The following is a 14551-nucleotide window of genomic DNA, read 5'->3' as shown; positions in this document are numbered from 1 at the left end:
TTTTTTGGTACGGCACACCTGTCCGCCGGAAAGAGGTGGATAACAAAGGCCGACTCGGCCATCGAGTTCGGCAACGTGTCGAGAGGAACTTCCCAGTCGAGGACAGGCATCCAGCGGGACTCGCTGCAGGTGCTGAACCTCGTAACGAATACAGACGCCCGCTTTTACAACGAACAACTGCGGGTTCTCGCGAAGCGCGGCGTCCGCGGAGAGACACTCGCGCCGCCGGGAACCCACCGTGCCCGAGAGTCGGTCACGAAACGGACGCCGACGGATTACTTGCGATTCCTCCCGACGGTCCTCCGAAACTCGCTCGGCGATTACGACCTGATTCACGCGAACTACGGGTTGACCGCGCCGATGGCGCTGGCACAACTCCGACTGCCGGTCGTCCTCTCGCTGTGGGGTTCGGACCTCCTCGGCGAGTACGGGTGGTTGAGCAAACGCTGTGCCCGCCACTGTGACGCGGTCATCGTCATGTCGGACGACATGGCGGCGGAACTCGACGCCCCGTGTCACGTCATCCCACACGGAATCAACCTTTCGCGGTTCTCCCCGCAACCGAAAGCGGAGGCCCGCGAAGCCGTCGGTTGGAACCCACAGGCGAAACACGTCCTCTTTCCCTACCCGCCGACGCGGGAGGTAAAGGACTTCCCGAGAGCGGAGCGCGTGGTCACGGCGGCCGCGCAGCGGGTCGACGGTTCCGTCGAGCTCCAGAGCGTGTACGGGGTACCCCACGACGAGATGTCCACCTACTACAACGCGGCGGACGTTCTCCTCCTTCCCTCGAAGAGCGAGGGGTCGCCGAACTCCGTCAAGGAGGCGATGGCCTGCAACGTTCCGGTCGTCACGACCGACGTCGGTGACGTGGCCGAACGCATCGCCGACGTGTCGCCGTCGCACGTCTGTGTGTCCGACGACGAACTCGTCGCCGGACTGGTCGACGTCCTCTCCTCACCGCGCCGCTCGAACGGCCGGGAGAACGTCCGGGACATCAGCCTCGAACGTATGGGTGAACGAATCCACGCCGTTTACGAATCCGTCGTCTGATGCGCATCATCATCACCATCCAGCATCCCGCTCACGTCCACTTCTTCCGAGGAATAATCGCTATGCTTCGGCAGCGCGGGCACGAGGTGTTCGTCTTCGCCCGCGACAAGGACATCGCGTTGTCCCTCCTCGAAGAGTACGGCATCGACCACACCGTCCTCGCCGGGTCCGCCGACTCGATAACCGAACTCGCGCGAGTACAGGCGACCTACGAGGCCAAATTATTCCGCGAAGCGCTTCGTATCCGTCCCGACGTGATGACCGCCATCGGAGGCGTCGCCGTGTCGCACGTCGCGCCGTTAGTGGGGGCACGAAGCGTCGTCTGGATAGACAACGAGGGGGTCCAGTCACATCGTATCACGACGCCGCTCGCGCACATCGTCTGCACGCCGAAGCGGTTCCGGGACGATTACGGGGACGGTCACGTCCGCTACGACGGGTTCCACGAACTCGCCTACCTCCATCCCGACCGGTTTTCGCCCGACCCGGACCGCCTCCGGGAACACGGCGTCGAACCGACGGACCCGTATTACTTCGTCCGGTTCCGAGAGTGGTCGGCGCTCCACGACGTCGGCGAGGCGGGGTTCTGTCACGAGGCCAAATGTGACCTCGTTTCCTTCCTCGACGAGCGGGGCGACGTGTACGTTTCGAGCGAATCCGACCTCCCCGAGGAGTTCGCGCCGCATCGGCTTCCCGTGCCGCCCCACCTCGTCCACGACCTCCTCGCGTACGCGAACCTGTACGTCGGCGATTCGGCGACGATGGCGACAGAGGCGGCCGTTCTCGGCACGCCGTCGGTGCGCTCACAGTCGTTCGCCGGTCGGGACGACATGACGAACTTCCTCGAACTGGCGGAGTACGGACTGCTTTATTCGACGGCCGACGACCGACAGGCCGTCGAGAAGGCGAAGTCGCTCGTTCGGACGGCGGACCGCGAAACGTTCGAACGGCGTCGGGACCGCCTGCTCGCGGACAAAATCGACGTCGCAGGGTTCGCCACCGACCTCCTCGTTCGCGCCGGGACGAATCAGGCGGTCTATAACAAAGGGTGACTCCGGCGACGCTGGTGACGATTGAATGGCACGCACGTACGCACACCGACCGGAAAAAGTGGCACTCGTTATCGGGTTCTGTGCGCTCGCCGTCGGCGTGTTCCTCGCACACGACGCGCCGGCGCGGGGCTACGAACTCTCGATTTACCGAGCGACGCCGCTCCTCTTCTGGGTCGGCGCGGGACTCGCGCTCCTCCTCGGAGTCGGGGTCGCGCTGTCCGCACCCGACTGGTATCGTTCGCTCGCGCTCGTTCTCGGCGGGACGACGGTCCTCTCGATCGCGTCGCTCCCGCTCATCAGGGGCTATCATTTCTACGGCCCGGGCGATTCGCTGACACACCTCGGCTGGACGAAGGACATCGTTTCGGGCGCGATGCCCGCCTACGACCTCCTCTATCCCGGCACGCACACGATAGCCATCGTCGTCCACGAGGCGACGGGGGTTCCGCTCCCGCGAGCCATGCTCGTGATGGTCTCCGCGTTCGTTCTCGTCTATCTCCTGTTCGTCCCCTTCGCCGTGCGCGTCGTCGTGGACGACGACCGGGCGGTGACGTACGCAGCGCTCTCGGGGTTCCTCTTGCTCCCGATAAACGCCATCAGTGTCTTCGTCATGCCGCATCCGACCTCGCAGGCGATACTGTTCCTCCCGCTGGTCATCTACCTCGTGGCGAAGTACGTCACCGCGACGAACCCCCGCGGGGTTCCGTTGCTCGGAACGGGTGCGGGTGCCCTCCTCGCGCTGTCGTCGATGGCCATCATGCTCGTTCATCCACAGCAGGCCGCAAACGTCATCCTGTTGTTCGGCGGCGTCGTCGTCGTGCAGTTCCTCTACCGCCTGTTTCGCGACGAACACGCCATCGCCCGCCACCGACCGATGTACGCACAGACGTTCTTCCTTTTGGCGGCTTTCCTCGCGTGGTCCCCCTTCCACCAGCGTTCGAGCGGAGCGGTCAAGGCGCTCGTCACCAGCCTCCTCTCGGACCCGACCGCGGGTGCGGACTCCGCCCACGCGGCCGCGAGCCTCTCGCAACTCGGCGGCAGCATCAAACTGCTGTTCCTGAAGCTCTTCCTCGTCAGCTTCGTCTTCCTCGTCATCGCGGGCTTTTTCATGCTCGCCGGGTTGCTCAACCGCGTCCGTGGAACCGACACGAGCGCGTTCAGCAAGTACATTGCCTTAGGTACCTTCCCGTTGGGAGTCCTCTTCGTGGCTTTCCTCGTCGCCAGTTACGGCCAGTTCCACTTCCGCGTCCTCGGGTTCATGATGGTCCCTGTCACGATACTCGGCGGCATCGCGTTCGCCCGCATAGTGGATTGGTCCGGGACCAAACTCTCCGTCCGGCCCGACGGGGCGCTCGCCGGAGTCGCGGCGGTGCTGTTCGCGGTCATGCTCGTCCTCTCCCTGCTGACGGTATTCCACTCGCCGTACATGTACCAGCCGTCCGGGCAGGTCTCCGGAGCCGAAGTGTCCGGCTTCTCGACGGCGCTCTCCCAACGCGGCGAGGCGACGTTCACCGGACTTCGAGCGCCGGGCGAACGGTACTCGGACGCGATTCTCGGGTTCGAGCGCAGTAGGAGCGCCGACTTCCGGGGGCAGGGTATTTACGGCAACTACAACGCCACGGGAGAGAACTTCACCGCGGGCCGGTTGAAGCGGGCCTTCGACGGGCCGCGCTACCTGCCGATAACCGAAGCGGCGAGGGAGCGCGAATTAGCGGTGTATCGCGGGCTTCGGTTCCCGAAACGAGGGTTCAGAACGCTGGAGAGTCGCCCCGGCGTGAACCGGGTGCAGTCCGGCGGCGGGTTCGACCTCTACTACATTAGATGACACATAGACGACACCACCTCATCCGATAATGGACGCAAAATCATTCGCACGTGGATTCAAGGCATCGTTGGGCGCTCGCGCGGTTCACATGGGCGCGACCGGGTTGTTGGTCCTCCTCCTCACCCGGTTCCTGCTCACACCGACCCAGTACGGTATCCTCGGGAGTGCGCTCGCCGTGTTCGGCGTCGCAGGGCTGTTCGCCGACCTCGGTACCTCGAAATCCGCGGCTCGATACGTCACCGAATACCGGGAACGCGACCCAGGACAGGTTCCGTACGTACTTCGTGCCGCACTGGCCTATCGGGTCATCGCCGTCGTCCTCGTGGCCGGGGTGTTCGCCATCTTTTCGGGGTCCATTGCCCGCCTCATCAACCAACCCGAACTCGCCCCGTTGATGACCTTCGGCGCGGTGTACATCGCGTGCTACTCGCTTTCGACGTTCGCCGTCGTCGTGTTTCAGGGCTTCAACCGGGTGACGTGGAGCGCGGTGACGCGGGCGACGGGGAGCGTGAGTCTCCTCGTCTTCGTCGTCATCGGCGTCCTCGTCTTCGGTGGCGCTGGCGGGGCGCTCTTCGGGTACGTCGTGAGCTACGCGGTGGCGACGGTCGTCGGGTTGGGCGTCCTGTATTGGAAGTTCTACGCGCCCATCGACGCCGACGAAGAGTCCGAGGACGGACTCGCCACCCGCGTTCTCAAGTACAGCATTCCGCTCACGGCGACACAAGGGGCGAACGTCCTCGACAAGCGCATCGACACCATCCTCGTCGGGGCCATCGTCGGCCCGCTTGCGGTGAGCCACTACTACCTCGCCAAGAACATCGCCACGTTCATTCAGGCCCCCGCGGCCTCCCTCGGATTCACCATCTCGCCGACGTACGGCGAGCAGAAGGCGGAGGACGCACGGAACGCCGCCGCCAGCCTCTACGAGACGACGTTTCGGCACACGCTCCTCCTCTACGTCCCCGCCGCCGCCGGGTTGGTGCTCGTCGCCGGTCCGGCCGTGACGCTGATCTTCGGTAGCGAGTACGCCGGGGCGGTCCCCGTCGTGCAGGTGTTCTCCGGCTACGTCGTCCTCGAAGCGGTGACGCTCATCACCAGCGACGCGCTCGACTACCTCGGACGGGCACAGGAGCGGGCGTGGGCCAAGGGCGCGACGTCGGCGGCAAACTTCGCCCTCAATCTCGTCCTCATCCCCCCGATGGGTGCGGTCGGCGCGGCGTGGGCCACCGTCGCCACTCACTCGGTGTACGTGCTGGTCAACCTCTACGTCGTCCACCACGAACTCGAACTGTCCGTCGCCCGTCTGTTCCGCCACGTTGCCTTCGTCTTCGGTATCACGCTCGCCATGTCCGCCGTCGTCTTCGTCGCCCTCCAGTTCGCATCGGGACCGATATCGCTCGTCGGTGTGGTGCTACTCGGCGGTGCGGTCTGGGCCGGACTCGCCACGGTGAGCGGTCTCCTCGACGTCCGCCGCGTCGTCTCCGTGTTAGGTTCCTGAACCGGACCGTCCGCGTCCGATGAACTTCGTTTTCTCACCGTTTTCGGTCCGCTCACCGTCCTCTGTCCGTCTTCATCCGAGTTACGATGCGTCACCAGCGCTCGCCGACGACGGATGTGAGAGGCTCACGGGTTCCGAACATCGATTCCTCGCCGTCGGTCACGTCTGTCCGTTCGAACTTCCGTTTGCCATTGAGACGCGAACGACGGAACAGCGAGGACGGTAGTCAGCATTCGTTGTCCGACAGCTCCGATAGCTACCAACGGTGCGGACTGGGTGCCGAACGGTCTCGATAATTCCGTGACGTGTGTTCCCCTCGGGGTGGATTGTTCACTCGGGATTCCAGTTCGAATCGGAAACCGACGAACTGCCACGGGATTGAACGGGAGTTGCGTACCGTTTTCTCTCCTCACGTCCACTCGTCACAAAAATGGGAGGGGCGGGATTCGAACCGGACCCAGCGGTTCCTGATCGTCTCACTCGCGTTCGACTGCGCGGGCGTGCCGCTGCAGGATTCGAATTTGAGTTCCTTTTCTCTCCTCACGTCCACTCGTCACAAAAACGGAAGGGGCGGGATTCGAACCACGTGAAGACGGTCGCTCACGTTCGTTCGCGCTGCGTCTTCCCTACTTCGAATCCCCGTTTCGTTTTCACTCTTCACGTCCACTCATCGCAAAAAGGGAAGGGCGGGATTCGAACCAAACCAAGACATTCCGGGCGTGCGGCGTTCCGCCGTTCCGAGCCGTGACTTGTCCGATTCGAATCTCCGTTTCGTTTTCACTCCTCACGTCCGTTCGTCGCAAAAACGGAAGGGGCGGGATTCGAACCACGCGAAGCCTATCAAGCTCCCACCGACGAGTCGGTGGTGCTCTACCACTGAGCCACCCTTCCTCGTTCACACCAAAGAGCGGGACTACCTTTGTTATGGTGGCCCTGACTCCGGGAAACCGGGTCAGATCGCCGTCTCGTCCGTCAGTTCCGCGAGGCCATCGGTAAGCGAAACGCTCGGTTCGTAGCCGAGCGCCGTTTTCGCCTTCCGTATGTCCGCCCTACTGTGGTCGATGTCGCCCGGCCTCGGGTCGGTGTGGACGATGTCCGAAGACGAGTCGGTGACTGACCGGACCGTCTCGGCGAGGTCCCGGATCGTGACGCTCTCGCCCGTTCCGACGTTGAATGCCTCGCCGGTTCGGTCGGTCGTGGCGGCGCGGCAGTTCGCCTGCACCACGTCGTCCACGTGGACGAAGTCGCGCGTTTGGGTGCCGTCACCCTCGATGGTGATGTCCGCGCCTTGCTTCGCTTGGTCGAGGAAGGTTCGAACGACGGCGCTGTACTCGGGGTTCTGGCGCGGCCCGTAGACGTTGAAGTACCGAAGCGTGACCGTCTCCAGTCCGTAGAGGTCCGAAAAACGGCGGGCGTACTGGTCGGCGGTCAGTTTGTCGATGCCGTACGGTGAGGCGGGTCGCTTGTGTTCGGCTTCGACGACCGGCACGGAGTCGGGATGGCCGTACACCGCGGCGCTGGAAGCGAGGACGACCCGTGCGTTCTCGCGCCGCGCGTGGTCGAGAACGACCAAAGTACCGTTTCCGGTGATAGCGTGGCTTCGAAGCGGGTGTTCGACCGACTCGGACACGCTGACCAGCGCGGCCTCGTGAAAGACGGTATCGACGCCCGTCATGGCTTCCTCGACTGCATTCGGGTCGCGGACGTCGCCCTCGATGAGCGTCGCGTCCGCCGGGACGTTGCCGCGCTCACCGCTGGAGAAATCGTCGAGGATTCGAACGTCGTTGTCCCGAACGAGGGTTTCGGCGAGGTGACTGCCGACGAATCCCGCGCCGCCCGTGATGAGAACCGTTCTGTCGCGGAGCGCCGGTTGCGGTGTCGAAGTCGGCGTCTCCGTCATTCCATATACCCCAATCCGCGTAGCCGGTCTTCGACGTCGTCGAAGTCCGCTTCGACGGTATCCGACGACCCCGATTCGCCGTAATCGCGCTGTGAGACGGCGCGGCGACCCGGCTTCGAGCGCGGATGGAATATCTCCTTCAGGACGCGTCCGTCGGCGTCCGACGGGACCGCTTCGTCCAGCGCGTGGAGGAGCGTCGGGGCCACGTCCGCCACGGTGGCGTCGGTGGGTGTCGATTCGGCTTCGACGCTCGCCCCCCACGCGAAGAAGATGCCTTCGGGACGGTGGCTGGCGACTTTGCTCCCGCTGTCGGCGAACACGGAGCGCGTCAGTGACACCGCCGTCTCGTACTCGTCGTCGCCTTTCACCACGAGGTCCGGCGAGTAGGGGTCGGTCGGGAACAGTTCGTCGCCGTCGTAGACGTTCAAGGCCTCGTCCTCGGTTTCGGGGTCGGTCAGTCCCTCGAACAGGGCTCGGAGGTCCTCTTTGATGGCGGGGACGTCCTCCGGCTCGACGACACCGGGTTCGAAGCGCATGGTGTCGTTGACGTAGACGTTGCCCGATCCGTGGGCAAACGCGACCGTCTCGTCGAAATCGACGTCGTAGAGGTTGTGGTCGCCGGGTACCTGACCCGCGACCGAATCGACCAATCGTCGCGGCAGGTGTTCGATGAGCGACTTCTCGTTGACGCCTAATCGGGCGATGAGGCCCTCGATTCGGTCCTTCGTCAACCCCATTTTGGCGAGCGTTCCCCGCGTGCCGTTGCCGCCCTTTCGCGTCAACAGGTTCTCGCGTTCGAGGAGAGTGTTGAGGAAGACGAAGCGCGAAATCGGGCCGAACCCGTGGTCCGAGGTGACGAACAGCACCGCGTCGCGGGATTCGATGTACTCCATCACTTCGCCGAGGATGTCGTCCAGTTCGCGGTAGTGTTCGAGGAGGACGTCGTCCTCCCAGATGAGGTGCTGGAGGCGGTCCGGGGCGGTGTAGACGAAAAAGAACAGTCGCCAGTCTTCCTCCATCAGCCGCCGCATCAGGGTCCGCCGCGTGTCGAGCAGTTTGGACAGTTCCTCCCGGAACTCCTCGGGGCGGTCGCGGTACTCGTCCCACGACAAGCCGATTCGATAGTCGGGGATGTCCCGAGCGATCTCGTCCGCGAGTTCGGGCGGTTGCGTGAATCCCTCGCCCATCTCCGGCGTCATCATCCCCGTGACCACCGACCCGTCGATGTCGCTCGCGGGATAGGTCATCGGAACGTTGCCGACGACGGCGGGCGAGATGATGTCCCATAGTTCCGGCCGCCGAACGTCCGCGCTGGTGTTCATCCGGTGCGTGTAGCCCTTTTCGAGGTGCTGAAATCCGTACAGACCGTGCTTGTCGGGCCAAACACCCGTCGCAATGGTCGGCCACGCTAGCGGTGTCGCGTCCGGTGTGGTACTCGTGAGCGGCCCGGCGGCCCCCTCTTCGAGCAACCGAGCGAAATTCGGTAGCTGTCCCTCTCCCGTCCATCGCCGAATCAAATCCCATGGGACGCCGTCCAGTCCGAGGACGAACGCCCGCTCCGGGCTCGAAGTTTCCATCGACATAGTATCGTTGCCGGGGCAGAACGTCTGCCCGTGGCTCTATCCGTTCCAATACCGGGATTCGCTTTGTTATGGGCCGATTTCGGTGATTCCGGCACGGTCTACTCGAAATTTTCTCCGTCGATTCAACGGGATGGCCGTGCGTGACCGGTTACAGGATGCGAAACGGAGTGCCGTAGGCGTTGCTTCGAGTGGCGAGTGAAAGCGCAGCGAAATCACACCCGGGGAACGGGTGTCTCGAAAACTGACCGGCCGTTATCGCGGACCGATGGGCGTCCGTTTCGTCGCCGGGTCCGTACCGCGGATTTCACCCGCGACTTCACCCATCGTCCGGACCTGAATCCGCGCCTCGTCGCGGCGCTCGGCGAGGTGTTCGAGGATGGTTCGTAACCGCTCGAAGTCGCGTTCCTCGGTAAAATTGTTCGGGTGCATCCAGAGGTGGAACACACCTTCATCGGCGGCGGCGGCGCGGTCGATTCCTCGTTTTGCGGACCGAATGAGCGGGTCGTCCCACAGCCGCTCGGTGATGGTTCGGGCACGACCCTCGTAGCCGAACAGGAACATCGAAGCGGGGATGTTGACCAGTCCGTACTCGTCAAGTTCGGGTTCCACGAGCGGCGGATTCGTCTTGCTCACGGTCAGATCGATGAGCTTTCCGAGCGAATCGAACCGCGATCCGTCGTACCAAAGTTCGGGCCGCTCACCGCGGTAACACGTGAAACCGTAGGCGGCGAGCACGTCCCGATGCCCGATGTTGTTCCGCGGAAAGACGAACGACTGGAGGGTGTATCCCGAATCGTCCGCCACTTCCAACCCCGTTCGCGCTTCGGCGACGGCGACCTCACGGTCCGTCTCCTCGTCGCCGAACTCCACGTGGGAGAACGTATGACAGCCGAGTTCGTGGTTCGCGTCGGCATCGACGATGGCGTCGATGAGTCCGTCGCCGAACCATAGCGGGTGTTGTCCCCCGACGCCGCCCGGGTCTCGGTCGAACCAGTCGCCGGTCGGAACCGGATGGTCGGCGTGGGTACCGTCGCACGAGTCGAGAAAGAGGTGCCCGACCACGGCCCACGTCGCGGGAACGTTGAATTCGTCGAACAGTGCGAGGAGCCGCGACCAGGACGTTCGCGCGCTCTCGACGTGTTCCGGTATCTCCTCGAAGTCGTGATATCCCCACGCGAGTTCGGCGTCGAGAGAGAGGACGACGGCATTCATGTCTGGCAAAAATGCGGTCGGAAAGCGATTAAACCGGGCCGACCGTTCAGGTTCGTTCTGGTGGGTAAGCGAGGATTACCCGCACGTTTCATTCGACAGTCACGCTCTTCGCCAGATTGCGTGGCTTGTCGATGGGTCTGTCGAGGAGCGCGGCGGCGTGATACGACAGGAGTTGCAGTTGCACGTTGGCGAGGATTCCCGCCACGTCGGGATGGGTATCGGGAATCGTCAGCACGTCGTCTGCGTGTTGAGCGACCGCCTCGTTCGCATCGCTCGCGACCGCGATGACCGGTGCGCCCCGAGCTTCCACTTCCTTGACGTTGTTCAACGTCTTTTCGTCGTAACGCCCGTCGAACACCGCGATGACCGGCGTCGTCGGCGTCACCAGCGCCAAGGGACCGTGTTTCAGCTCCCCGGACGCGAAGCCTTCCGCGTGTTCGTAGGATATCTCCTTGAACTTGAGCGCCCCTTCCAGTGCGACGGGGAAGGCCGTCCCCCGTCCGATGAAGAAGTAGGCGTCGCTGTCGTGGTACCGCTTCGCGATACGGTGGGCCTTCGTGAAGTCCAATATCTGTTGGACGTGGTCCGGCAAGTCGGCGAACGCGGACAACACCGTTTCGATGTCCTCGCTTCGATGGCCGGTCGTGTCTCGGACGATCCGCTCGCCGAGGAGGGACAGCGACGCGAGTTGCGAGGAGAACGTTTTCGTGGCGGCGACGCCGATTTCGGGACCGGCACGGATGAACAGGGCGTCGTCGCACTCACGTGCAGCGGTCGAACCGATGACGTTCGTCACCGCGAGGGTCCGTGCTCCGCCCGCGCTCGCTCGCCGAAGGGCGGACAGTGTATCCGCTGTTTCACCGCTCTGAGTGACGCCGATGACGAGGGTGTTCTCGTCGACCGGGGGCGGTGAGACGGCGTACTCGCTGGCGAGGAACGTCTGTGTCGGCACGCCACGACGTTCCATGAAGTGGCTCCCGGCGAGCCCGGCGTGATACGAGGTCCCGCAGGCGACGAACTGGACGCGCTGAACCCCTTCGAACGTTCCCGGCGGGAAATCTTCGAGGGAGATGTCACCGGTGATGTGTTGGACACGTCCGCGGAGCGTCTGGCGGAGCGCCGTCGGTTGCTCGTGAATCTCCTTGAGCATGTAGTGTTCGTAGCCGCCTTTCCCGGCGTCTTGCGGGTCCCAATCGACCGTCTGTGTCGCTCGTTCGACCGGCGTTCCGTCGAGTTTCGTTATCTCGTGATGTCCGGCTTCGATGACGACGACGTCCCCGTCATCGAGGAATATCACCTCGTCGGTGAAATCCAAGAACGCGGGAACGTCGCTCGCGAGGAAGTACGTGCCGTCCTCGATGCCGAGGACTAACGGCGACCCCGAGCGGGTCGCGTACACCGCGTCGCTTCCCTCGACTAACATGGCGACGGCGTAACTCCCGGAGAGCCGACGGACCGTCCGTCGGAACGCTTCTTCGGGTGTCGCTCCCCGGTCGAGGTGTTCCTCGACGAGGTGCGGAATGACCTCGGTGTCGGTGTCGCTTTCGAAGCGATGGCCCCGCTCCGAAAGTTCCGTTCGGAGCGCTTCGTAGTTCTCGATGATGCCGTTGTGAACGACGGCGACCTGCTCCGAACAGTCGGTGTGTGGATGGGCGTTCTCGTCGGTCGGTGGGCCGTGCGTGCTCCAGCGGGTGTGACCGATACCGAGTCCGCCCGCCGGCACTTCGTCGATCAACATGTCCTTCAGGTGTGAAATCTGCCCTTCACGCTTGAAGACCGACGGGCCGCTGCCGTTTTTGACGGCTAATCCGGCCGAGTCGTAGCCCCGATACTCGAGGTTTTCGAGACCGACGAGCAACTCGTCCACGGCCTCTTCCGTTTCGCCAACTCGGGCGATGATGCCACACATCAGTCCACCACCTCCAAAAATCTCTTGTCACTCATTGACGGCTAAGCGTTAGCTGGTGTTTGTTCGAGTGGACGATACGACTTCGATAGACTGTCCGTCTAGCGTTCGGGAATCTCATAGGTAACTCGCCTCCGCTGTGTTCAGCGCCCTCGACATCTCAGGTCGCGGGGATTGAACGGTAACTACGAATACCCGCTTTGCCTCTTTGTTATACGCCTGCTGACAACGTCGAAGGACTGTCTTAGAATCAGCCAAGACGGTCGTACCTCCTCCCTCCGTTCAAACAGGGAAAGGCCAACACTCCGTCGATACGTTTCGAAGGACGGTAGATATCCACCGTTACGATTTCACTACTTCCGACCGGTGAACCACGGAACTAACGTCGCTATCACCCCTGTCGTTTTCACCGAACATCTGTCATCTACAAACGACACGTCTAGCGGGAGAAGCGACGACAGAATAACGGTGTGAACTGCTCATCGAGACCGGTGCAGTTGTCGAATCGTCGTTTTAGACGTTGATGGCCGACGGTTTCACCCAGATGACGAGGTCGTCGTCCTGTCGAACGACGCCGTGGACGGATTGACTCTCGACCGACTCATCGATCTCGACGTCGCCTAAACTGACGACCTGATTCACTTCGTCGATGACCCAACCGATGCTCCGTTCGTTGTCCGTCTCGAAGACGATAACGCGGTCCCCGGTTCCCGAGTCGGTCAGTCCGAGGACCGTCTTCGGATTGACGATGGTCGTCGTGGTTCCGCGGAGGTCCATGACGCCCTCGACGTGTGGCTTCGAATCGGGGAGCTTCGTCAACTCGTGTCGATCGACGATTTCGTCGATGTGCGCGATATCGACACAGTACCGTTTGTCCTCGAGTCGGAAGACCAACACCTGCAATGTTGAAATGTTTTTTGACATGTGTGGTTCTCCTTCGGCAGTTCACTTTACTGTTCCGCCAATCGCTCTACCGGTGATATTCTATTTCCACCGAAACTACTTCTCTACAATTCGAATTTTTTCGTACTAAGTTTCTGATACGGATATGACGATATCTTTTTATGGTCTGATTATCAAAGTCGATAACCGATGGCGTCTGTGGAACTGCTACGAGTACTCGGCAACAAATACAACGCCGAAATCCTCGATGCAACACACGAGCCGAAATCCGCACAGGAACTGAGCGACGAACTCGGTATCCCGATAGCGACGAGTTACCGACGGATCGAAGAATTAACCGACGCGAGCCTCCTCGAACTGAGCGGCCGTGAATTTTCGAACGAAGGGCGTCGGACGAAGGTGTACCGACGGGATATCGACGCCGTTTCGATTTCGTTCCAGAGCGACGGTATCGACGTATCCATCGAGGACCGACCTGGCGTGGAAAACGCGCTGGTCGACGTCTGGCGGGACTTGAAGGAGCGCTAAGATGCAAACGATAGAACTCCTCTACGGTGTTTTCAGCGTCTCTCTTGCCGTGGCTGGACTATTGATGGTCGCCTTTGCGGTTCGCGCATACCGTCAGACAGGGCGGCAAACCCTCTTTCATCTCTCTATCGGATTCGTTCTCGTCGTCGCGGCGGCCATTGCGACGACCGTCAGTGCGTTCGTTTACGATTTCGAAGGGATTCGGCTGTTACTATCCGTCAACTATCTGTTTTCGAGCATCGGGTTTCTTTCCATTATATTTTCAATCATACGAAAATGATATATCTCGAAAATCAACTCAGGAGCGCGAGAGTCTATTGTTCCGTAGATAACCGAATAAAGCTCTTCTAATTAGATATCAGCCCTGATAATTGGATACGTAGTTTTAATACAGTTCTTTGATTCGTTTCGAATATAGTCCGTTCCATGATACATATGGGTTCGGACGCGAAGTGAGAAATAATGAAAGACGCAATTCAACAGCGCCTCGACAATCGAGGTCAGGTCGGTATCGGGACGCTCATCGTGTTCATCGCAATGGTACTGGTCGCTGCCATCGCGGCCGGTGTGCTCATCAACACGGCGGGCTTCCTCCAATCGAAATCCGAACAGACAGGACAGGACAGTACCGCACAGGTCTCCAACCGCGTGCAGGTCGTTTCCGGTTTCGGAAACGTCACTGGTAGCGAAGAAGTAGACTACATCAACCTGACGGTCATGCGTGGTTCCGGGTCAGACGACATCAACCTCTCGACGGCCACCATCGAATGGATTGGTCCGAACAAAGCGACAACTTTGACCGAGAACACCACTGCGGAGGCAATCAAGGAGACCGGTGATCCTGATGCTGGTAACAGCGACTACTTCAACGTCTCTTCCATCAAGGACGAAGACAGCTCCGCACCGGTTCTCAACAGTCAGGACGACCGCTTCACGATCGTACTCAACACGACTGCGATCACCGGTACAAAGCTTCAGGAAGGGCAGACGGTCGAACTCAAACTTACGACGCAGTACGGTGCAGTTACCCTCTACCGCGCGAACGTTCCACAGTCGCTCTCCCAGGAGAGCGCGGTGACGGTCTAAGGTGAACA

12 protein-coding genes and 1 tRNA gene are annotated in these 14551 nt (G+C 61.7%); 7 read left to right on the top strand and 6 right to left on the bottom strand.

The genetic code is table 11. The features are described 5' to 3' along the window. Window positions 1–129: 129 nt before the first annotated feature. The 4 genes from AC1XDK_RS00265 to AC1XDK_RS00250 are packed head-to-tail and all read left to right on the top strand — an operon-like array spanning window position 130 to window position 5425. The gene (locus AC1XDK_RS00265) at window positions 130–1050 is read left to right on the top strand and encodes a glycosyltransferase (RefSeq protein ID WP_483348897.1); all 921 of its coding nucleotides are present in this window, start codon (window positions 130–132) and stop codon (window positions 1048–1050) included. Continuing rightward, entirely contained in the window at window positions 1050–2102 is a 1053-nt protein-coding gene (locus AC1XDK_RS00260) for a DUF354 domain-containing protein (RefSeq protein WP_483347776.1), read from the top strand. Before AC1XDK_RS00265 ends, AC1XDK_RS00260 begins: the two co-directional genes overlap by 1 nt. A 25-nt stretch (window positions 2103–2127) precedes the next feature. Beyond that, entirely contained in the window at window positions 2128–3927 is a 1800-nt protein-coding gene (locus tag AC1XDK_RS00255) for a hypothetical protein (protein ID WP_483347775.1), read from the top strand. A gap of 28 nt (window positions 3928–3955) precedes the next feature. Further along, window positions 3956–5425, top strand: a complete 1470-nt coding sequence (locus AC1XDK_RS00250) for an oligosaccharide flippase family protein (protein WP_483347774.1) — start codon at window positions 3956–3958, stop codon at window positions 5423–5425. A gap of 806 nt (window positions 5426–6231) precedes the next feature. Here the strand turns inward: AC1XDK_RS00250 and AC1XDK_RS00245 are convergent. From AC1XDK_RS00245 to AC1XDK_RS00220, 6 genes are all read right to left on the bottom strand, one after another. Further along, window positions 6232–6316: transfer RNA gene (locus AC1XDK_RS00245), tRNA-OTHER, on the bottom strand. Between the two features lie 61 nt (window positions 6317–6377). Next, window positions 6378–7325, bottom strand: coding sequence for an NAD-dependent epimerase/dehydratase family protein (locus tag AC1XDK_RS00240; RefSeq protein ID WP_483347773.1), 948 nt, complete (start codon window positions 7323–7325; stop codon window positions 6378–6380). Further along, window positions 7322–8908, bottom strand: coding sequence for an alkaline phosphatase family protein (locus AC1XDK_RS00235; protein ID WP_483347772.1), 1587 nt, complete (start codon window positions 8906–8908; stop codon window positions 7322–7324). Before AC1XDK_RS00235 ends, AC1XDK_RS00240 begins: the two co-directional genes overlap by 4 nt. A 252-nt stretch (window positions 8909–9160) precedes the next feature. Beyond that, entirely contained in the window at window positions 9161–10120 is a 960-nt protein-coding gene (locus AC1XDK_RS00230) for a polysaccharide deacetylase family protein (protein WP_483347771.1), read from the bottom strand. Between the two features lie 88 nt (window positions 10121–10208). Beyond that, a complete protein-coding gene (gene glmS / locus AC1XDK_RS00225) occupies window positions 10209–12029 on the bottom strand; it encodes a glutamine--fructose-6-phosphate transaminase (isomerizing) (RefSeq protein WP_483347770.1) in 1821 nt (606 codons plus the stop codon). Between the two features lie 510 nt (window positions 12030–12539). Further along, window positions 12540–12950: a chemotaxis protein CheW gene (locus tag AC1XDK_RS00220; protein WP_483347769.1), complete on the bottom strand. Its 411-nt coding sequence runs from the start codon at window positions 12948–12950 to the stop codon at window positions 12540–12542. A gap of 168 nt (window positions 12951–13118) precedes the next feature. On the opposite strand from AC1XDK_RS00220, the gene AC1XDK_RS00215 reads away from it, so the two are divergent. From AC1XDK_RS00215 to AC1XDK_RS00205, 3 genes are all read left to right on the top strand, one after another. Next, entirely contained in the window at window positions 13119–13457 is a 339-nt protein-coding gene (locus tag AC1XDK_RS00215; RefSeq protein ID WP_483347768.1) for an ArsR/SmtB family transcription factor, read from the top strand. Between the two features lies 1 nt (window position 13458). Next, window positions 13459–13737, top strand: coding sequence for a DUF7521 family protein (locus AC1XDK_RS00210; protein WP_483347767.1), 279 nt, complete (start codon window positions 13459–13461; stop codon window positions 13735–13737). 182 nt (window positions 13738–13919) lie between these two features. Then, window positions 13920–14543, top strand: a complete 624-nt coding sequence (locus tag AC1XDK_RS00205) for an archaellin/type IV pilin N-terminal domain-containing protein (RefSeq protein ID WP_483347766.1) — start codon at window positions 13920–13922, stop codon at window positions 14541–14543. The last annotated feature ends 8 nt before the right edge of the window (window positions 14544–14551 follow it).

Source organism: Haladaptatus sp. HS23 (genome assembly GCF_056892285.1).
This window is presented reverse-complemented; position numbering and strand designations above follow the sequence as displayed.